Below are 19,120 nucleotides of genomic sequence, written 5' to 3'. Positions count from 1 at the left end.
GCCGCCGCCGTACGCGTCGCTCAGCGCGCGGCGGCGAGCATCGGGTACGTGAACAGCCCGAAGTGGATCACGTTCAGCCCCGCATGCGCGACCGCCGACGCGAGCAGCCCGCCGCGCCGCCATGCCAGGCCGTAACCGATGCCGGCCACCGTGCCGAGCACGATCCACTGCCAGCCGGCGGCCGCGTGCGCGGCGCCGAACAGCAGCGCGCCGATCGCGAGCGCGACCCACGGCCCCCAGCCGAAGCGGCCGAGCACGCGCGTGAGCCCGCCTTGCACGTAGCCGCGGAACAGCGCTTCCTCGGCGAGCGTGACGAGCAGCACGTTGTTGACGAGCCACATCCAGCCCGACGCCGGCCATTTCGGCGCCCAGCCGACCATCCCGAACGCGAGCGCGCCGACGAGGCAGACCGCGGCCGTTGCGATGCACGCCACGGCACCGGTGCGCAGCGCGCGCGCCGGCGGGACGTCGGGCATGACCCACGGCAGCACCCACAGCAGCCACAGGCCGACCAGCGGCTTGTCGAAATTCAGGTACATCGTGAACGGCACGGCGTCCGGCGTGAAGCGCGTCGGCTCGATCACGCGCGGATTATGGAAGCCGGGAATCAGGTGCAGGCTCAGCGCGATCGCGAGCGCGGCAAACACGACGTGCGCGGCGATCCGCACCGCGAGCGGGCGGCTCGGCGCGACGCCCCAGGCGGCGGCCACGAGCAGCGCGAGCGGCGCGAGCACGATCGGAGAGAGCTTGCCGACTGCCAGCGCGCCGGCATAGCCGAGCGCCGCGACAGCGATGCTCGGGCCGTGCAACGGACGCAGCCACGCGAATGCGGCGGCGGCGAACAGGGCGAGGCAGATCGTGGCACACGGGAGAAGCGAAAGAGACATGGGGCGATGCATGGTGGAACGAGACGCCGCGCATCATACCCCAGCGACCGTGACGTGCGGCCGGGCAGGCCGGCGCTCAGCGGCCGGCGATCTCGGTGACGCCGTCGCGGGTCGGGATGTCGACGCTGTTGCGCTCGCGCATCCGCCGCCGGTACCAGAAGGTCCACAGCAGCAGCGTGCCGAACACGGTGTAGCCCATGATCGGCGACACGACGAGCACGCGCTCGACGGGCCACGCGACGACCATCCACAGGCGCAGCAGCATCTCCAGCGTCATGCATGCGCCCCACACGAAGGTCATCAGCCGGAGCATCTGGCGCAGCCCCGGCTGCTCGGCCCACACCGTCTCGAAACGCGCGGCGCCGCCGGCCATCTCGCGGGCGACCGTCGCGCGGGTGAGGTAGAAGATCAGCGGGCGATCGCGGAACAGCGACAGCAGGAACACGACGCCGATCGCGCCGGACGCGAGCGATTCGCGCATCAGCAGCGTGCGCGCGCTGCCGCCGAGCGCCATGCCGGCGATCGACAGCGCGATGCCGAGCAGCACGACGGCGGCCACCGCATCGACGCGGCGCGAGCGGATGAATTCGACGATGGACCAGACGATGGGCGGAATCGCGGAAGCGTACAGCGCGCCGGTTTCGCCGAAATACGGATGCGCGACCCGGTAGGCGACCCAGGGCAGCGCCAGGTTGACGAAGAGTTCGAGGATCAGGCCGGCTCGTCGTTTCACGGAAGCGGGCGCGCGGGTGGCGCGCGGGGCGGTGAGGTCGGTTCGAGTATATCGAAGTCGGACCCCGCGCGCCGCACCCGGCGCCGTTGTGCATGCACCGAATCCGGGCGCGCGCGCGGGCCGGGCGGACGGCGGGCCGCGCCAAGGCTACCGAGGGGGCCGCTTGCGGCCGCCCGCCACCGCGTCCGGCCGTCACGCGGCGATCATCGCCCGCTTGCCCGCTTGCCCGGTTGCCCGGTCTCGCGTTCGTCAGGCCGTCGCGGGCTGGACGATGATCTTCACGTTCCGGTCCTTGTGGTTGACCAGCTCCTGGAAGCCGTGCGTGACGATGTCGCCGAGCGCGATCCGCCCGGTGATCAGCGGCTGCACGTCGATGCGGCCGTCCGCGATGAAGCGGATCACGTCCGCGAATTCGCCGTTGTATGCGAGCGAGCCGATCACTTCCTTCTCGGTCGACACGATGTCGAAGAAGTTGAACGACGTCGGCTCCTCGAAGATGCCGACCATCACCGACTTGCCGGCCTTGCGGATCACGTCGATCGCGAGTTGCGCGGTGGCCGTGTGCCCGATGCACTCGAACGACACGTCGGCGCCGTAGCCGCCCGTCAGCGCCTTGATTTCCGCGATCGCGTCCGACGCCTTCGGATCGATCACGACCGTCGCGCCGACCTCCAGCGCCTTCTGCTTGCGCGCGGCCGACATTTCCAGCGCGATCACGCGCCCGGCGCCCGCGGCCTTCGCGCACATGATCGTGCACAGCCCGATCGTGCCGGCGCCGACCACGACGACGGTCTGGCCGACGATGTTGCCGGCCTTCTTCACCGCGTGCAGCCCGACCGCGAGCGGTTCGATCAGCGCGCCGGCCTCGGTCGGGAAGTTCTCGGGCAGCTTGTACAGCAGCTCGGCCGGCACGTTCACGTATTCGGCGAACGCGCCGTTGTTCATCAGCCCGGTGAACGCGAGGTTCTCGCAGATGTTGTACAGCCCATGCTTGCAATACCAGCAGGTGCCGCAATGCTGGCACGCGTCGGCCGTCACGCGGTCGCCGACGGCGAAACCCGTCACGCCCGCGCCGAGCGCCGCGATTTCGCCGCTGAACTCGTGGCCGAGGATGCACTGGCCCTTCAGGCCCGTCAGCGGGTGCGGCGCGTCGACCGGGATGAACACGGGGCCGGCGACGTATTCGTGCAGGTCAGAGCCGCAGATTCCGCACCAGTGCACGCGGATCTTGACCCAGCCGGCCGGCGGGTGCGCCGGAACGGGAACCTCTTCGACGCGGATGTCGTTGCGGCCGTGCCAGACGGCGGCCTTCATGCTGGGTGCGGTGTTCGGTGCCGGTGTGCTCACGTTGGTGTCTCCGTCAGGTTGTCGTCGGACGCGCGGCAAGTGGCCGGTGCGTCCGTCGCGCGATTGCGCGAGCGATCGATATGCAGGAACGGGGCCAGCTTGAATCGGCGCTCGGGTGGCGAGCGGGGCGGGGCGATGGTGTGCGGTGCAGCAGGTGTCTCTTGCGTTGGCATCCGGGGATATTGCATGAATTGCGCGCTGAATTTGCTGCAATTGCGACGACGTGGTTCGCATGAGACGCCGGGACATTCGTCTCAGCGGTTTGAGACGAAACGCGAGACGCGTGGCTCGGCGGCGGGCTCCGTCGCATGCCGTTATGCCAGCCCATTGTGCCGATCAGCGAAACGCATCGTTGCGCACATTCCGGCTTTACTTGAAGTTAACTTCAATTTGTATCATCTGCGGCAGCCCGATCGCGCGCGGTGCGCGGCCCGTGTCAATTTCAACGGAATGTCGTCAAGCATGCCGAACTTCATCGAAAGCCTGATCTGCGAATACGTGTCGTATCACATGCTGGTAGCCGACGAGCGGGACGTCATGCCGTCGGCGAGCGACGAGCGCGTACCGGTGCCGACGCCTGTCGCGGCCGGCGTTTCACCGTTGCGGCCGCAACTGTTCGTCACGGTCCTGGAGGCCGGCGACAACGGCTTGCTGGTGCGCTGGAGCGAAAGCGGGCGCTGTCATTACGGCGAGCAGCGCTGGCGCTTGCACGCCGCATCGCAGGCGGGCCGCTGCGCGATCTCGGGGCAGCCGATCGAGCCGGGCGAGCCGGTGTACCGGCCGGTGCGGCGGCCGGTGCCCGTCAACGGCGACGAGATGATCCACCCCGCGTCTGTGCCGGACGCGGCCGGCATCGTGCGTCACGTTGCGCCGGCCTGCGGCGAGGCGGCGGACCCGGTCGACGTCCTCGGCTGAACGCGGCCGGTTGCATCCACGCGTTACTTGAGATCCTTCCGGTACTGGATGAACCCCGCGTTGTTCGCGAGCTTGTCGTACAGCGCGCGGGCGGCCGTATTGGTTTCGTGCGTGAGCCAATACACGCGGCTCGCACCGGCTTCGCGGGCCCGCTCGTACACGGCCTCGATCAGCGCGCCGCCGGCGCCTTGCCCGCGCGCGTCGGCCGCCGTGAACAGGTCCTGCAGGTAGCAGTACGGCCCTTCGGTCCAGCACGAGCGGTGGTAGATCGCGTGCACGATGCCGATCAACGCGCCCGACGCGTCGAATGCGCCGAGCACGAACATCGGTTCGGCGGGATCCATCAGGCGCGCCCACGTCGTCGCGAATACGGCGTCGCTCAGCGCGGTGTCATAGAACTTCTGATAACCCTGCCACAGCGGGCGCCACGCGGCTTCGTCGGCGGCGACGAGCGGCCGGACCGTGACGCGCGTCGCGTCGTTCGCACGGCCGGCCGCGTCGCGGGCACGCGCCTGCGCGTGGCGGATCGCGACGAGCGACTCGCGCTGCGCGCCGCCGGCGTCGAAGTTCTCCGGCGCGAGCCAGGCTTCGAACGCGGCGCGCACGGCCGGCCATTCGCCGTCGACGATCGAGAACCAGGCGGTGTCGCGATTGCGGCCCTTGTAGATGATCGCCTGCCGGAACGTGCCTTCGTAACGGAAGCCGAGCCGCGCGGCGGCCTTGCGCGACGGCTCGTTCAGGTCGTCGCACTTCCATTCGTAGCGCCGGTAGCCGAGCGTGTCGAATGCGTACTTCATCAGCAGGTACTGCGCTTCGGTCGAAATCGGCGTGCGCTTGAGCAGCGGCGAGAACGTGACGGAGCCGACCTCGATCACGCCGTTGGCTGGGTCGATGCGCATCAGCGCGAGCGTGCCGACCGCGCGGTTCGTCGCGCGGTCGATCACCGTGTAGTGCAGCGGATCGGCGCTCGTCGCCGCGCCGCGCGCGTAGTCGCGGTAGCTCGACTCGTCGGCGTACGGGCCGTGCGCGAGATAGGTCCAGTCGGCGCCGTCGGGCGCCTGCGCGTATGCGGCGTACAGGTCGGCGGCATGGCGGTCGGCATCGAGCGGTTCGAGGCGGCAGTAGCGGCCCTCGAGCACGATGCGCTCCGGGCGCGGGCGCGCGGACCAGTCGGGAACGGGGCGGCCGATCGGCTGCTGGAAGTCGTTGGTGAGCGTGGGCAAGGTCGATCTCGCTTCGGGTTGGCGGCCGGCGACATGCCGGCATGCAGACGATCGTAGTCCCGGCGAGGTACCATGAGAAGCGCCAGGCGACGATGAATTTATGGTGCCACGGGGGTGCCGCAGTGATGCCATGTCGGTGTCCGCGACGGTGCCGTGATTGCGCCGCGATCGACGCGCCGTGCATTAGACCTCCCCGCCGCCATACCCTGATTTATGGTGCCAGGGGGGCGCCACGTTGGTGCCCACGACGGCGCCGTGATAGCGCCACCGATTGCCGCGCCATGCACCGAGACCTCCACGCCGCCATACGCTGATGACGACAACCCTTCCTTCCGGCACCGCGCCGGTAATGCCGCTCGACGCGCCGCTCGCGCGCACGGCCGGTGCGCCTTCGTTGCAGCGGCAATTGCTGCGCCGCGTGCGCGACGCGATTCTCGGCGGCGCGATGCCGGCCGGCACGCGGCTGCCCGGCACGCGCGCGCTGGCCGAGACGCTCGGCGTGTCGCGCAACACGACGGCGGCCGTCTACGAGCAACTCGTCGCCGAAGGCTTCCTGCAATCCGATCGTCGCGGCACGCGCGTGGTGGGCCTGTCGCGGCCGGCGCCGCCGCGTCGGCGGGCCGCGCCGCCGGTCATTGCGCAACGGCTCGGCCGGATGCGTCCGAGCCTGATCGGCACCGGCGAGTCGGACGCCTTTCGGCCGGGCGTGCCCGCGCTGTCGCATTTTCCGATCGATGCGTGGCGGCACGCGATCGACCGCGCGCTGCGCCGCGCCGGCCGCGACCTGCTCGCGTACGGCGACCCGCTCGGCGAGCGCGCGCTGCGCGAGTCGATCGCGCGCCATCTGGCCGTGACGCGCGGCGTGCGCTGCGATCCCGAGCAGATCGTGATCACCGAAGGCGCACAGGGCGCGATCGCGCTGTGCGCGCAGCTGCTGACGAATCCCGGCGATACGGTCTGGGTCGAGGAGCCCGGCTATCGCGGCGCACGCACGGCGATGCAGGCGGCCGATCTCGACGTCGTGCCGATGCCGGTCGACGCGGAGGGGCTGCGCGCGGAAGACGCGGACTGGCGCGAACGGACGCCGCGGCTCGTCTATACGACGCCGTCGAACCAGTTTCCGACCGGCGCAGTGCTGTCGATCTCGCGCCGGCTCGCGCTGATCGACGCCGCGCGCCGGCATCGCGCGTGGATCATCGAGGACGACTACGACAGCGAGTTTCGTCACACCGGCGAGCCGATCGGCGCGTTGCAGGGGCTCGCGGCCGATTCGCCGGTCGTCTATCTCGGCTCGTTCAGCAAGACGATGTTTCCGGCGCTGCGGATCGGCTTTCTCGTGCTGCCCGACGCGCTGCTGGCCGCGGTGCGGCCGGCGCTGCCGGAGATGCTGCGCGGCGGGACGCGCCACGTGCAGCTCGCGCTCGCCGATTTCATCGAGTCGGGAGAGTACGGGCGGCATCTCGGGCGGATGCGCCGGCTGTATCGCGACCGGCGGCGCGCGCTGCTCGCCGCGCTGGACGATGCGTTCACCGCGCCGCATCAGGTCGAGGGCGGGCCGTGCGGGCTGCATCTGGCGCTGCGGCTGCCGGCGCGCTATCGCGACCGCGCGATCGTCGAAGCGGCACGCGAGCATGGCATCGGGCCGTTTCCGCTGTCGGGGTTTTCGCTCCACGCGACGTCGGCGGCCAACGGGCTCGTGCTCGGGTTCGGCAATACGTCGGCCGATGCGTTCGCGCCGATGCTGCGGACCTTGTCGGCGATCGCGCATCGGGTCGCGGGGGATTGAATAGCGGGTGGTCGGCCGGCACCACGGCCGTGTGATGCCACTGGAAGCAGGGCAGCGACACGCGTTCCTGGTAGTCGGCGATCGCCTCGGTCGCGATCGCGACAGGGTGCGGATTGCCGAACGGCAGATCGCGGAGTCGAGCCGCAAGCGGCCCGCGGGCGGTGTGCCGGCCCGCGCGTGACGTGATGCCGCTTACCGCACGCGTTCCGCGCGAATGATCCGGCGTGCGGCCACCAGGCTCAAGGCGAGCAACACCGCGACATATGCGACCACCGCACCCCACGCGCCGTGCTGCCAGACCGTGCCGCCGGCCGAGCCCAGCACGCTCGACCCGAGGTAATAGGCCAGCAGATACAGCGACGCGGCGTGCCCCTTCGCCGATCCGGCTAGGTGCCCGACCCAGCCGCTCGCGACCGCATGGGCGACGAAGAAGCCGATCGTGATCAGCACGATCCCGACGATGATCGCGACGAGCGAATGCGACAGCGTCAGCGCGAGGCCGGCCGCGAACACGAGAATGCCGCTGACCAGGACGGGCGCGCGCCCAAGGCGATCGGCGAGGGCGCCCGCGCTCGACGACGACACCATCCCGAACAGATAGGCGCCGAAGATCAGCCCGCAGGCGGTCGCGCTCAGGTTGAACGGCGCGGCCGTCAGCCGGAACCCGGCGTAGTTGTACACCGTCACGAACGAGCCCATCACGAGGAAGCCGATCGCGAACACGAACGGAAGCCGCGCGTGATGCAGTTGCGCGTTCCATAGCCGCAGGTGATGGCGCAGCGTCAGGTCGGTTCGCTTCACGAAGCGCCGCGATTGCGGCAGCAGCATCACGAACGCGATCGCCGCGACGAGGTCGACGACGCCGATCGTCAGCATCGCGGTGCGCCACGAGAAGTACTCTTCGAGCGCGCTCATCCCGATCCGCCCGATCATGCCGCCGAACGCGGTGCCGCCGACATAGAGCCCCATCGACAGCCCGAGCCCGTCGGGCGCGATTTCCTCGGCAAGATAGGCCATCGCCACGGCCGGGACGCCGCCGAGCGCGAAACCCTCGAGCGCGCGCCAGATCAGCAGCAGGTTCCAGTTCGGTGAAATCGCCGCCAGCACGTTGAACAGCGCGGCAAGCGTCATCGACGCGAACATCAGCCCGCGCCGCCCGACGCGTTCGGACAGCGCGCCGGCGCACAGGATCGAAACCGCCAGCAGCCCGGTCGACAGCGACAACGACAGCGAGCTCGATGCCGCGCCGATATGGAATTCGCGCGCGAACGCGGGCAGCAAAGGCTGCACGCAGTACAGCAGCGAGAAGGTGGAAAAGCCGGCCAGGAACAGCGCCAGCGCGATGCGCTTGTAGGCCGCCGAGCGCGGCGACACGCCCGCGGGCAGCGCATCAGGCGTGGCGTTGGGGATGCGGGTCGCGGCAGGCGAAATCGCAGGGGAAGACATGGTTTGCACCTGATTGTCCAGGGAATACCCCGAATTCTTGCGCACGGTCATACATATGTCCAATATATGAAAGAAACCGTAGCGATACGTTTTACGACTGACCTGGACGCGCACGTCGCGCTTCCATCCACCCCGGGATCACCTCGCACATGGAACTTCGGCATCTCCGATACTTTCTGGCCGTGGCCGCCACGTCGAACTTCACGAAGGCCGCGGAAACGCTCGGCATGGGACAGCCGCCGCTGAGCCAGCAAATCAAGGCGCTCGAAAGCGAACTCGGCGTGGAACTGTTCAAGCGGACCGCACGCGGCGCCGAATTGACCGTTGCCGGCGAGGTGTTCGCGGAAGAGGCGCGGCGCGTGCTCGACGATGCCGAGCGCGCGGCACGCGCGGCAAAACGGGCCGCGCGCGGGGAAATCGGGCAGCTTCGCGTGGGTTTCACCGGCACGGCCGCTTTCAATTCGAAAGTGGCCGACCTGATTCGCCGCTTTCGCGAAGCGTTTCCGGACGCGGAACTGACGTTGCAGGAGGCGACCTCCGGCGTGCTGCTCGAGGCGCTGGAGGCCGGGCGGCTCGATGTCGCGATCGTGCGCCCCGAGCGGCGTATCGCCGATACGTTGGTGGCGGCGGACTGGGACGAGGAACCGATGTTCGTCGCGTTGCCGGTCGCGCATCGGCTCGCGCAGCGGCGTCGGATCGATCTGGCGGAACTGACCGACGAAGCGTTCGTGCAGGTGCCGCGCGAAGCCGGCAGCGCGCTGTTCGACGACATCGTCGCCGCGTGCAATGCCGCCGGGTTTCAACCGCGCATGGCGCAGCCCGCGCCGCAGATCACGTCGGCGGTGACGCTCGTCGCGGCCGGGCTCGGCGTGTCGATCGTGCCGAAGGCGATCACGCAGGTGCAGGTCGCGGGCGTCGTGTATCGGTCGGTCGCGGGCAATGGGTTGCGCGCGAGGCTCGCGATCGCGTCGCGACGCGATGATCCGTCCGCGGTGGTGCGCAATTTTCTGGGGCTTGCCTGGTAGCGCGGGACGGTGGCGCGGGATCTATCGCGGCCGCGCGTACTGCATGCAATGTGTGGTGAATATTCCGATTGACGAACCGCGAAACTTGTCCGGAACGAACGCCGGGGCGGTTTTGCCGCCATTCGACCGCTGGCATGCGGGTTTCCGAATCGTATATGGCCGACGCGGTGTGGACTATAAATGGATGCGTGTACCGGCGCCTGCCGGGCGTCCGCGTGTCTCGCGCGAGACGTCGCCGCGACTGCCGGGGGAGGTGCACCGTGGTTCGCCAGACGCTTGCTCGCGCCGTGCTTCGCACCGCGTTGATCGGGGGGGTATTCGCCGGCATTTTGTCGTCGTCGCCGCCCACCCGTGCCGGGACCGTCGCGACACCCGCCCCACCGCCTGTCATGAAAAGCAGGCCCGCCACGCCCGCCACACGCGCTTACTCGATGCCGGTCGACTTTCCGGCGATCGTCGATCGCTACGGCCCGGCGGTCGTGACCATCATGACCACCGGCCCCGACCAGCAGCCCGGTGGCCCCGCCTTCGCGATCCTCGAACCCGACGATCCGCTCGCCGGGTTCTTCCGCCGCGGCGCGCAGCCGCCTGCGCCTCCGCCTCCGCTCATGCCCGGGCAGGGCCCGCAGGCGCCGTTGCCCGATACATCGCCGCGCGCGATCGCGGGCAGCGGCTCGGGCTTCATCGTCAGCCCCGACGGGCTGATCCTGACGTCCGCGCATATCGTCGCCGACGCGACCGACGTGACGGTGCGACTGGCCGATCGTCGTGACCTGAAGGCGACGGTGCTGGCGGTCGATCCGCAGAGCGACGTCGCGGTGCTGCGCGTCGACGCGACGAAGCTGCCGTTCGTGCGCATCGGCGATTCGGCGCGGGTGCGCGCCGGCGAACCGGTGATGACGATCGGCGCGCCGGACGGCTCCGGTAATACGGTGACGGCCGGCATCGTCAGCGCGACCGCGCATCCGCTGCCGGACGGCAGCGCGTTTCCGTTCTTCCAGACCGACATCGCGGTGAATCCCGACAACTCGGGCGGCCCGGTGTTCAACCGTGCGGGCGAGGTGATCGGCATCGCGGTGCAGGTCTACACCGGCGCCGACCGCTACGCGAGCACGACGTTCGCGATCCCGATCGCGTTCGCCATGAAGGTGCGTGCGCAAGCGCAGGCGCAGATGCGGACCAACGCGCAGGCGCAGCGCATGTCGTCCTTGTCGTCCGGCAACGCGCTGGGCGTCGACGTACAGGATGTCGGCGCCGGGTTGGCCGCCGCGTTCGGTCTGCCGCGTCCGGTGGGCGCGCTCGTCAACGGCGTCGATCCCGGCTCGCCGGCCGCCGCGGCCGGCGTGAGGCCCGGCGACGTGATCGTGCAGTTCGGCGACAAGCCGATCGGCCAGGCTGCCGAGCTGAACGACCTGGCCGCCGCGTTGCCGCCTGGTGGCAAGGTGCCGCTGCGGCTGATCCGCAACCGCACGCCGATGCGGCTGACGGTCACGGGAGCGGCGACCGGTGACGCGATCGACAACGCGGCTTACAACGCGACCTACAACGCGCCCGCGACGGGCAGCGCAGGGCCGGTCGGTACGGCCGGCGCCGCCGGCGTGGCGATGGCCGCCGCACGGCCGGCCGATGGCGGCGATCGGCTCGGGCTGACGATGCATCCGCTGAGCGATGCCGAACGGCGTTCGACCGGGCTCGCGGTCGGGATGATGGTGGATGCGGTGCACGGGCCGGCCGCGCGCGCGGGCATCCGGCCAGGCGACGTCGTGCTGGAACTCAACGACACGCTGCTCGAAACGCCGGAAGACGTGCCGGCGCTCGAAGCGAGCGGCGGCGTGATCGCGGTGCTGATCCAGCGCGAGAACGCGCGCAAGTTCGTGTCCGTGCGGGCGCGGTAGGGCGTTGACGGGAGCGCGGGCGTGCGCCTACCATCGTCCGACATCGCTGCCCGTGTTTCGGGCGTTCAGGAGCCATCCGGCATGAAAGCGGCAAACTTCAACGTGGTAGTACGCAGGCGCAGGGTCCGGTAGCGGCACCGCGCCGGCACCCATGCGCCCCCGACTTGCTCGGGGGTTTTTTTGCATCGCGCACGGCCCCCGCGGCGCGTGCGAGGAGGGTATCCGCTTGCAACCGAACCTGCCGATTGCTTCCGAACCGGCTTCGCCCCGACACGCGACGCTGATCCTGTTGTGCGCGTTCTCCGTGCTGCCGTTGAGCATGTTGCTGCCGTCGCTGCCCGCGATCGCGCGCGACCTGCGCGCCGACTACGGCCTCGTCGCGCTGGCGCTCGGCGGATACGCGGCGGTTGCCGCGTCGCTCGAGTTCGTGATGGGGCCGTTGTCGGACCGGTTCGGGCGACGGCCGATCATGCTGGCGAGCCTCGGTGTCTTCACGCTCGGGTCGCTGGGTTGCGCGATGGCGACCGATATCCGCATGTTCCTTGCGTGCCGGCTGATGCAGGCGGCGATCACGTCGGTCTATCCGGTGTCGATGGCGACGCTGCGTGACACCGCCGGCGGCGAACGCGCGGCGAGCCGCATCGGCTATGCGGCGATGGCGGCCGCGTTCGCGCCGATGATCGGCCCGACGCTCGGCGGCGCGCTCGATCAGACGGTCGGCTGGCGGTCGAGTTTCTGGCTGCTCGGCGCGGCCGGTATCGCGCTGCTCGGCTGGTGCGGGTTCGATCTCGCGGAGACCCATACGAAGCGCGCCACCACGCTTGCGCATCAGCTTCGCGCGTATCCGGCGCTGCTGCGTGCGCGCCGCTTCTGGGCGTATGCGCTTTGCATGGCATTTTCGACCGGCGCGTTCTACGCGTTCCTGGCCGGCGCGCCGCTCGCCGCGCAAGCGAAGTTCGGCATCCCGCCGGCGGAAATCGGTTTGTACATGGGGACGATCACGGCCGGCTTCGTGTGCGGCAGCTTTCTGGCCGCGCGTCACGCGCACCGCTATCCGCTCGCCACGACGATCCTGTGCGCACGCGTGATTGCCTGCATGGGGCCGGTGATCGCGCTCGCGCTGTTGTTTGGCGGTGCGACGCATGCGATCGCATGGTTCGGGCCGTGCGTGCTGATCGGCGTCGGCAACGGGCTGTCGAATCCCGGTGCGCATGCCGGCGCGATGTCGGTTCGGCCGGACCTGGCCGGTAGCGCATCGGGGCTGGTCGGGGCGATGACGATCGCGGGCGGAGCCGCGCTGTCGTCGCTGACGGGCGCGGTGCTGACCGTGCGCAACGCGGGTTATGCGCCTTTGGTCGTGATGTTGCTGTCCGCGGCAATCGCGTTGGCGGCGGCGGGGTGCATTCGAATCTTCGACGCACGCGAACAGGATGCGTGATCGACGTAAGGCATGAACGGCCTGCCGATCCGGCGCGATGGCTTCGCCGCCCGGATCGGCTGGGATCGACGCAACGGCCGTCGGATGGACGTCGCTTTGCGTGGGCCTGGAGTTCCCCTTACGGCTTCGCCCCCATCACGAACTCGAACGTCGCGACCCCATCGACACCGCCCGTCACGCGATCGCCCGGCTGAATTGCGCCGACGCCCGCCGGCGTGCCGGTGAAGATCAGGTCGCCGGCCTTCAGGTCGACCGAGCGCGACACGTACGCGATCACGTCCGGCACGGCCCAGATCATGTCGGCGAGATCGCCTTGCTGGCGCGTTTCGCCGTTTACCGCGAGCCAGATCCGCCCGCTTGCCGGATGGCCGGTGGCGCTCGCCGAGCGCAGCGCGGTCACGGGGCCCGACGCGTCGAAGCCCTTCGCCCAGTCCCACGGCCGGCTCAGTTTCTTTGCCTCGGCCTGCAGGTCGCGGCGCGTGAGGTCGACGCCCACGCCATAGCCCCACACGTGCGACAGCGCATCGGCCGGGTCGATCGACCGGCCGTCCTTGCCGATCGCGACGACCAGCTCGATTTCGTGATGCAGGTCGCTGGTCAGCGGCGGATACGGGACGGTGCCGCCGGCGGGGACGATCGCGTCGGCCGGCTTCATGAAGAAGAACGGCGGTTCGCGGTCGGGATCGGCGCCCATTTCGCGCGCGTGATCGGCGTAGTTGCGGCCGACGCAGAACACGCGGCGCACCGGAAAGCGCGCGGACGACTGATCGACTTCGACGGAAGGACGCTCGGAAGCGTCGATGACGTATGCGGACATCGGATGGCCTCGTTCGATGGAAAGACGGATGCCGTCGCCCGCGCAATGTGCCGCGGGCCGGCATGCATGGAACGATACCCGACGCATGCGCGCCCGGATGCGACGCAACTGCGTTTTAACCGGACAAATCTACGCGTCGCCGGCCACCGGTGCCGCGTCGGCGTCCGGCAACGCGGCATTGGCGTCCCGGTACGCCTTCGGCGACACGCCGACCCGCGCGCGGAAGCGCCGCGCGAAATACCCTTCGTCGCGGAAGCCGACCGAGCGCGCGATGTCCGCGATGCGGCGGCTCGTATGCGCGAGCAGCGATTGCGCGAGCGCGATCCGGCGCTCGGTCACGAGATCGGTGAAGGTGCTGCCGGTTTCCTTGCGCACGAGGTGTGCGAGGTAGTTCGGCGACAGGAACGCGGCCTCGGCGGTGGCCGCGAGCGTCAGGTCCTCGCGGGTCAGGTTCGCGCGCACGTGGCGCAGCACGCGCGCGAGTGCGTCGCGCCGGCCCGCGCGCTGGGCGCCGCGCTGCGCGAGCTTGTCGAGCGCGCCCGCGTACTGCGTGCAGACGAGCCCGATCAGCTGCAGCAGGTAGCCGCGCAGCAGCGTGGTCGAGCCGAAGGTGCGCACGCGGTCGGCGTCGAGCATGCAGAGCGCGAGGCGGCGCGCCTCGTCGAACGCGTCGCCGGTCAGGATGAAGTCGAGATGCTCCTGGAAGCGGAACGGCGTCAGCTCGGGAAAGCGGTGCGCGGGAACATCCTCGAGATCGAGCGGATCGACGTCGAGATCGGCGCGCAGGAACGCCTGGCTGAAGTTGATCACGATGAAGTGCGCGCCGTCCGGATGCGGAATCAGGTGCTCGCGGTGCGGCAGCACGAACGCGAGCGCGCCGCGCGGAAACGGCCGCGTGACGCCGCCGATCCGCTGCTCGGTGTCGCCGCCGAGGTTGAACTGGATCTGGAAATACGCGTGACGGTGCGGCTCGGTGATCGCCTGGCGCGACGTCTGGTCGCGGATGTAGAAATCGAGCCGGTCGCTGCGTTCGGGCATCCCGTACAGGCGCGGCGGGGCGGTGGAGGGCATGAAGGATTCTGCTGTTCGTGACGCGGTTGAGCCGCGATGGTACAGCGAACCGCGCGCGGCCGGAATCCGCTGGCGGTCCGCGCGGGCTGATCGGATGGCGGGGCGCGCGGCTCGGCGACGGCGAATTACGTTGCCGGATGAAAGCCTAGGTAGCCGCAGCGCGTGTCGGCCTCGTCGTTCGCGAGCCGGCTGGAGGCGCCGACCGAGCGGAGCGTGTCGGCAGTCGCGGGGCGATTCGTCAGCAGCGTCCAGGCCGGAGTCGCGCGATCGTTGGCATCCGGCGCGGTGTACGGATCGGCAAGCGCGTTGAGTTCGGACAGCAGCGTGTCGGCGGGCGGCGCATGAATCGCGAAGCCTTCGTTCGCGACGGCCGCCGCATCGATGCCGAGCGCCGCGCACAGTCGCGCGCGCAGCGGCGTCTCCGCCGCGCTTGCTTCCCGCGAGCGCGCGATGTTCTCGTGCGTTTGCACATCGACGATCGTTCCGTGGCGGGCGAGCGGCGCGTGCTGCCACGCGTCCGGCGGGCACTGCTTGCCGTCCGGCACCAGCGGCACGAACGGATTGACCTCGGCCGGGTAGATCCGGCACACCAGCGGGCGTTCGTCGTAGATGCCGCAGCGCAGATCGTCGCGCAGATTCGGGCATGGTCCCGCATGCGACGCGGTGAGGATGGCGGTGACCCGTATCGGCAGCGTGCCGCTGAGCGCGGGCGACGAACGTGCCCGCTTGTACGCGGCGAACGCATCGTCGGCGGCCGGTTCGACGGGCCATGGCATGGCGTCGCACAGCAGCTCCACGTGGCCGCCGCGCCGCAGCCACGCAACGGCCTCGGCGATGGTCAGCGGAATGCGCAGGTCGTGGCAGCAGCGGCCGCAGCCGGTGCATGAAAAGTCGATGTCGTGGTGATTCATGTCGATGGGAAGCGCGGTGCGAGCGGCTGCCGTCAGCCCGCCACCAGCGGCGCGACGCGCCGGCGCAGCTCGGGGACGACCTCGGCGTCGAACCACGGATGATGCTTGAACCACGCCTGGTTGCGCGGCGACGGATGCGGCAGCGGCAGCACGTCGGGGCCGTAGTCGCGCCACGCCTGCACGGTGTCGGTCAGCGTCGCCTTGCGCGTGTCGCGCAGGAAATGCCACTGCGCGTACTGGCCGATCAGCAGCGTCAGCCGGATCGACGGCAGTTCGGCGATCAGCCGATCGATCCACAGTGGCGCGCATTCGGGGCGCGGCGGGTTGTCGCCGCTCGCGCCGCGGCCCGGATAGCAGAAGCCCATCGGCACGATCGCGAAGCGCGTCTCGTCGTAGAAGGTGTCGGCGTCGACGCCCAGCCAGTCGCGCAGCCGCTTGCCGCTCGCATCGTCCCACGGGATCCCGCTCGCATGGACGCGCGCGCCGGGCGCCTGCCCGACGATCAGGATGCGCGCGTCGCGATGGGCGCGCACGACCGGACGCGGGCCGAGCGGCAGGTCGGCTTCGCAGGCGCGGCACGCGCGGATTTCAGTGAGCAGCACGTCGAGCGGCGTGCGCGTTCGTTTCGGCATCGATTCTGGACGGGGACGGAAGAAGGGGCGGCGCGGATATCACGGCGTCCGGGCGGCGCCGGCGCCTGTGCCGCCCGGCGCATCGCGTCAGGCGCTCCCGCAGGACGCGGCGGCGTGCGGTGCGTCGACCGTACGGTCCCGGAGGGCCGGCACCCCGCGTATTGCCACCCCGCGTATCGGGATCACTCGCCCGCTGAACCGCCTTCGGCGACCGCAGCATCATACAACGCCGTCTGCGCGATCGCCGCGGCGATCCCTGCGTCGTCGTGCGCGCCGTCGAGCATGCCCCAGCGCCGGTATTGCGACAGGAACCACTGGCCGTCGCGCGGATCCGGCCGGTTCACGGCGCCGCCGTCGTGGAAGCGGATCGGCAGCGGCGGCTGCGCGAACGGCCCCGCGCCGTAGTCGCCGAGCAGGCGCGGCGCGATCAGCCGGGCCGGCACGCCGAGCGCGTCGGGCGACGCGAGCCAGCCGGCCGCCTCGCGGCGGTGCGCGGGATCGTCCAGCCACGCGCACGCATCGACGAGCGTGCGGATCAGCGCGCGCGCCGTGGCCGGATACAGCGCGACGAATTCGCGGCGCGCGGCGAGCACCTTCTCCGGATGATCGGGCCAGATCTCGCTCGTGACGGCCACGGTCCGGCCCGCGCCGCAGGCCTCGGCCACCGCGTGCCACGGCTCGCCCGCGCAGAAGCCGTCGAGCTCGCCGCTCGCGAGCGCCGCGACCATCTCGGGCGGCGGAATCACGACGCTGCGCACGTCGTGCAGCGGATCGACGCCGTGCGACGCGAGCCAATGATTCAGCCACATCGCGTGCGTGCCGGTCGGGAAGGTCTGCGCGAGCAGCGGCTTGCGGCCGAGCGTCGCGAGCGCGGCGCGCACGTCGCCGGTTTCGCGATACGCGTCGGCGAGGCCGCGCGCGAACGTGATGGCCTGGCCGTTGCGGTTCAGCACCATCAGCGCGGCCATGTCGGTCTGCGGGCCGCCGATGCCGAGCTGCAGCCCGCACACGAGCCCGTACAGCGCATGCGCGGCGTCGAGCTCGCCGGTCAGCAGCTTGTCGCGCACGGTGGCCCACGACGGCTGGCGGCTCAGTTCCAGCGTCAGGCCATGGCGTGCGCCGAGATTCAGCTGCTGCGCGACGATCAGCGGGGCCGCGTCGCTCAGCGCGACGAACCCGAGACGAAGATGCGCGCGTTCCGGCGCGGCGGGAGGCGAAGGTGTCATGGCATTCAAGATTGGGATGACGCGTCGTACAGTTGCCGGGCGACGTCGACGATGCGCAGCCCCTGATCCATCGCGCGTTTGCGCAGGAACGCATACGCATCGTGTTCGGACAGCTTGCGCTGGTCCATCAGCAGTCGCTTCGCGCGGTCGATCAGCTTGCGCTCGGCGAGTTCGCGTTCGACGTCGGCGAGCCGGCGGCGCAGTGCATCGTCGTGCGAGAAGCGCGCGAGCGCGACTTCGAGGATCGGCGCGAGACGCTCGGCCGACAGCCCTTCGACGAGATACGCGCTGACGCCCGCGCCGACCGCCGCGTGAATCAGGTCCTGATCGGCATCGTGGCTGAACATCAGCACGGGGCGCGGGGCCGTGGCGTGCATCACGGCGAGTTGCTCGAGCGTGTCGCGCGACGGCGAATCGGTATCGATGATCACGACGTCGGGGCGCTGCTCCTCGACGGCGGCCGGCAGCCGCGCGGGCGTCGCGACGTCGTTGAGCATTTCGTAGCCGAGGCGCGCGAGCGCGTCACCGAGCTCGCCGATCGGCTTGTCGGTGTCGGTGACGAGCAGCACGCGCAGGCGGAGGGGAGGAACAGGCGTACTCATGAGGCGAACGGCGGCGGCGAAATCGTGGTGCGATGCGCGGATCGGGCGCGGCGGCCTCGTGCGGAAACCGGGCCGCCGCAGCACGCGGCGGTCCGGCGGCCGGCGCAATCGGCACCGCTGTTTTCATGATAGGTGGGCGGTCGGTGCCGCGTGGCGTCGAACATGCTACGCGGCACGGGAGAACGCCGTTTCGATCGCGGTGCCGGCATCCGGCACGCGCTGCACGGCCGCTTCGCCGATTGCGCCGCCGACGAGGATCACCGCCGGGCTGCCGAGCCCGGCTGCCGCCACACCGCGTGCGAGGCCGCCGAGCGTGCCGGTCCAGCGGCGCTCGTGCGGCGTGCCGGCCCATTGCACGGCGGCGGCCGGCGTCGACGCCGGCAAGGCAGCGAGCAGGCCGGCCGCGATGCTGTCGACGCGGCTCATCCCCATGTAGATCGCGAGCGTGGTGCCGGTGGCCGCGAGCGCCGCCCAGTCGGGCTCGCCGTGGTCCTGGCGGTGCGCGGTGACGAACGTGACGCCCTGGCAGTGCTCGCGGTGCGTGAGCGAGATGCCGAGGCTCGCGGCGGCCGCGAATCCCGACGAGATGCCGTTGATGATGTCCACCGGAATCGCGGCGGCGCGCAGCGTCGCGAGTTCTTCGCCGGCGCGGCCGAACAGCAGCGCGTCGCCGCCCTTGACGCGCACGACGTGCGCGCCGCGCAGCGCGTAGCGGCGCATCAGTTTCTCGATGAACGCCTGCGGCGTGGAGCGGCAGCCGCCGCGCTTGCCGACGCGGATCACGCGTGCGTGCGGCGCGAGTTCGACGATGCCGGGCGCGACGAGATCGTCGAGCAGCAGCACGTCGGCGGCCGCCAGCGCCTTCACGGCCTTCAGCGTGAGGAGATCGGGATCGCCGGGGCCGGCGCCCAGCAGCGTGACTTTGCCAGTCGTCATGTCGTGTTCCTGTACCGCGTGCGTGCGGCGGTCGAGAGCGTATCGGTGCGCGCGGCGGCGGCGGGCGGTCGAAGCGACCACGGCATCCGGCCGTGCCGTGCACGGGAGGGACGTCGTTGTCCGGTCTGCTGTACCTGCCTGCGACGGCGCGCCCGCATCGCGGGGGGCCGCCCACCGGCTCCGTTGCCGGTGTGTGCAGTCGATTCAGCAATATCCGGGCCAGCCTGCGC

At 70.4% G+C, this 19,120-nt stretch carries 17 protein-coding genes and 1 pseudogene; 5 read left to right on the top strand and 13 right to left on the bottom strand.

Features of this window, described 5'->3' with window-relative positions; translation table 11 throughout:
- Window positions 1-20 precede the first annotated feature (20 nt).
- From ACP26O_RS16875 to ACP26O_RS16865, 3 genes are all read right to left on the bottom strand, one after another.
- A complete protein-coding gene (locus ACP26O_RS16875) occupies window positions 21-887 on the bottom strand; it encodes a CPBP family intramembrane glutamic endopeptidase (RefSeq protein WP_175663715.1) in 867 nt (288 codons plus the stop codon).
- Between the two features lie 76 nt (window positions 888-963).
- A complete protein-coding gene (locus tag ACP26O_RS16870; RefSeq protein WP_105787853.1) occupies window positions 964-1,620 on the bottom strand; it encodes a VC0807 family protein in 657 nt (218 codons plus the stop codon).
- Window positions 1,621-1,869: 249 nt separating this feature from the next.
- Entirely contained in the window at window positions 1,870-2,934 is a 1,065-nt protein-coding gene (locus tag ACP26O_RS16865; protein ID WP_175663820.1) for a 2,3-butanediol dehydrogenase, read from the bottom strand.
- A 495-nt stretch (window positions 2,935-3,429) separates the two neighbouring features.
- On the opposite strand from ACP26O_RS16865, the gene ACP26O_RS16860 reads away from it, so the two are divergent.
- Window positions 3,430-3,882, top strand: coding sequence for a DUF3331 domain-containing protein (locus tag ACP26O_RS16860; RefSeq protein ID WP_175663821.1), 453 nt, complete (start codon window positions 3,430-3,432; stop codon window positions 3,880-3,882).
- 23 nt (window positions 3,883-3,905) lie between these two features.
- On the opposite strand, the gene ACP26O_RS16855 is transcribed toward ACP26O_RS16860, so the two are convergent.
- Entirely contained in the window at window positions 3,906-5,105 is a 1,200-nt protein-coding gene (locus ACP26O_RS16855) for a GNAT family N-acetyltransferase (protein ID WP_175663716.1), read from the bottom strand.
- 313 nt (window positions 5,106-5,418) lie between these two features.
- Between ACP26O_RS16855 and ACP26O_RS16850 the strand changes: the two genes are divergently transcribed.
- Window positions 5,419-6,891 (top strand): PLP-dependent aminotransferase family protein, encoded by a 1,473-nt coding sequence (locus tag ACP26O_RS16850; RefSeq protein WP_175663717.1) that lies wholly within the window; start codon window positions 5,419-5,421, stop codon window positions 6,889-6,891.
- On the opposite strand, the pseudogene ACP26O_RS16845 reads toward ACP26O_RS16850, so the two are convergent.
- Together ACP26O_RS16845 and ACP26O_RS16840 are read right to left on the bottom strand one after the other, a co-directional pair.
- A pseudogene (locus ACP26O_RS16845) lies at window positions 6,887-6,994 on the bottom strand (transcriptional regulator); the annotation flags it as partial. The gene ACP26O_RS16850 and the pseudogene ACP26O_RS16845 sit on opposite strands and share 5 nt — an antisense overlap.
- An 89-nt stretch (window positions 6,995-7,083) precedes the next feature.
- Entirely contained in the window at window positions 7,084-8,337 is a 1,254-nt protein-coding gene (locus ACP26O_RS16840; RefSeq protein ID WP_175663718.1) for an MFS transporter, read from the bottom strand.
- A gap of 149 nt (window positions 8,338-8,486) precedes the next feature.
- Between ACP26O_RS16840 and ACP26O_RS16835 the strand changes: the two genes are divergently transcribed.
- The 3 genes from ACP26O_RS16835 to ACP26O_RS16825 all read left to right on the top strand — a co-directional run bounded on the left by ACP26O_RS16835 (window position 8,487) and on the right by ACP26O_RS16825 (window position 12,695).
- Entirely contained in the window at window positions 8,487-9,362 is an 876-nt protein-coding gene (locus tag ACP26O_RS16835) for a LysR family transcriptional regulator (RefSeq protein WP_175663719.1), read from the top strand.
- Between the two features lie 260 nt (window positions 9,363-9,622).
- The gene (locus ACP26O_RS16830; protein WP_175663822.1) at window positions 9,623-11,257 is read left to right on the top strand and encodes a trypsin-like peptidase domain-containing protein; all 1,635 of its coding nucleotides are present in this window, start codon (window positions 9,623-9,625) and stop codon (window positions 11,255-11,257) included.
- Window positions 11,258-11,483: 226 nt separating this feature from the next.
- The gene (locus ACP26O_RS16825; protein WP_175663720.1) at window positions 11,484-12,695 is read left to right on the top strand and encodes an MFS transporter; all 1,212 of its coding nucleotides are present in this window, start codon (window positions 11,484-11,486) and stop codon (window positions 12,693-12,695) included.
- Window positions 12,696-12,813: 118 nt separating this feature from the next.
- On the opposite strand, the gene ACP26O_RS16820 is transcribed toward ACP26O_RS16825, so the two are convergent.
- The 7 genes from ACP26O_RS16820 to cobA all read right to left on the bottom strand — a co-directional run bounded on the left by ACP26O_RS16820 (window position 12,814) and on the right by cobA (window position 18,890).
- Entirely contained in the window at window positions 12,814-13,512 is a 699-nt protein-coding gene (locus ACP26O_RS16820) for a fumarylacetoacetate hydrolase family protein (RefSeq protein ID WP_175663721.1), read from the bottom strand.
- Window positions 13,513-13,641: 129 nt separating this feature from the next.
- The gene (locus tag ACP26O_RS16815) at window positions 13,642-14,583 is read right to left on the bottom strand and encodes a helix-turn-helix transcriptional regulator (protein ID WP_175663722.1); all 942 of its coding nucleotides are present in this window, start codon (window positions 14,581-14,583) and stop codon (window positions 13,642-13,644) included.
- 125 nt (window positions 14,584-14,708) lie between these two features.
- Window positions 14,709-15,494 (bottom strand): YkgJ family cysteine cluster protein, encoded by a 786-nt coding sequence (locus ACP26O_RS16810; protein ID WP_175663723.1) that lies wholly within the window; start codon window positions 15,492-15,494, stop codon window positions 14,709-14,711.
- 32 nt (window positions 15,495-15,526) lie between these two features.
- The gene (locus tag ACP26O_RS16805) at window positions 15,527-16,126 is read right to left on the bottom strand and encodes a uracil-DNA glycosylase family protein (RefSeq protein WP_175663724.1); all 600 of its coding nucleotides are present in this window, start codon (window positions 16,124-16,126) and stop codon (window positions 15,527-15,529) included.
- Between the two features lie 182 nt (window positions 16,127-16,308).
- Window positions 16,309-17,352, bottom strand: a complete 1,044-nt coding sequence (locus tag ACP26O_RS16800) for a CmpA/NrtA family ABC transporter substrate-binding protein (protein ID WP_175663725.1) — start codon at window positions 17,350-17,352, stop codon at window positions 16,309-16,311.
- A gap of 5 nt (window positions 17,353-17,357) precedes the next feature.
- Window positions 17,358-17,954: an ANTAR domain-containing response regulator gene (locus ACP26O_RS16795; RefSeq protein ID WP_011658941.1), complete on the bottom strand. Its 597-nt coding sequence runs from the start codon at window positions 17,952-17,954 to the stop codon at window positions 17,358-17,360.
- Between the two features lie 165 nt (window positions 17,955-18,119).
- Window positions 18,120-18,890, bottom strand: a complete 771-nt coding sequence (gene cobA / locus ACP26O_RS16790; protein WP_138848951.1) for a uroporphyrinogen-III C-methyltransferase — start codon at window positions 18,888-18,890, stop codon at window positions 18,120-18,122.
- Window positions 18,891-19,120: the final 230 nt, after the last annotated feature.

Origin of the sequence: Burkholderia sp. R-40, from assembly GCF_049942845.1 — a bacterium.
In the GTDB taxonomy this organism is placed as follows: domain Bacteria; phylum Pseudomonadota; class Gammaproteobacteria; order Burkholderiales; family Burkholderiaceae; genus Burkholderia; species Burkholderia ambifaria.
This window is presented reverse-complemented; position numbering and strand designations above follow the sequence as displayed.

Bases quoted from the DNA above. Each gene is read 5' to 3' on its own strand.
- cobA (WP_138848951.1), bottom strand. From the start codon at position 18,890: ATGACGACTGGCAAAGTCACGCTGCTGGGCGCCGGCCCCGGCGATCCC.
- ACP26O_RS16815 (WP_175663722.1), bottom strand. From the start codon at position 14,583: ATGCCCTCCACCGCCCCGCCGCGCCTGTACGGGATGCCCGAACGCAGC.
- ACP26O_RS16820 (WP_175663721.1), bottom strand. From the start codon at position 13,512: ATGTCCGCATACGTCATCGACGCTTCCGAGCGTCCTTCCGTCGAAGTC.
- ACP26O_RS16860 (WP_175663821.1), top strand. From the start codon at position 3,430: ATGCCGAACTTCATCGAAAGCCTGATCTGCGAATACGTGTCGTATCAC.
- ACP26O_RS16805 (WP_175663724.1), bottom strand. From the start codon at position 16,126: ATGCCGAAACGAACGCGCACGCCGCTCGACGTGCTGCTCACTGAAATC.
- ACP26O_RS16835 (WP_175663719.1), top strand. From the start codon at position 8,487: ATGGAACTTCGGCATCTCCGATACTTTCTGGCCGTGGCCGCCACGTCG.
- ACP26O_RS16795 (WP_011658941.1), bottom strand. From the start codon at position 17,954: ATGAGTACGCCTGTTCCTCCCCTCCGCCTGCGCGTGCTGCTCGTCACC.
- ACP26O_RS16865 (WP_175663820.1), bottom strand. From the start codon at position 2,934: ATGAAGGCCGCCGTCTGGCACGGCCGCAACGACATCCGCGTCGAAGAG.
- ACP26O_RS16875 (WP_175663715.1), bottom strand. From the start codon at position 887: ATGTCTCTTTCGCTTCTCCCGTGTGCCACGATCTGCCTCGCCCTGTTC.
- ACP26O_RS16800 (WP_175663725.1), bottom strand. From the start codon at position 17,352: ATGACACCTTCGCCTCCCGCCGCGCCGGAACGCGCGCATCTTCGTCTC.
- ACP26O_RS16810 (WP_175663723.1), bottom strand. From the start codon at position 15,494: ATGAATCACCACGACATCGACTTTTCATGCACCGGCTGCGGCCGCTGC.
- ACP26O_RS16840 (WP_175663718.1), bottom strand. From the start codon at position 8,337: ATGTCTTCCCCTGCGATTTCGCCTGCCGCGACCCGCATCCCCAACGCC.
- ACP26O_RS16850 (WP_175663717.1), top strand. From the start codon at position 5,419: ATGACGACAACCCTTCCTTCCGGCACCGCGCCGGTAATGCCGCTCGAC.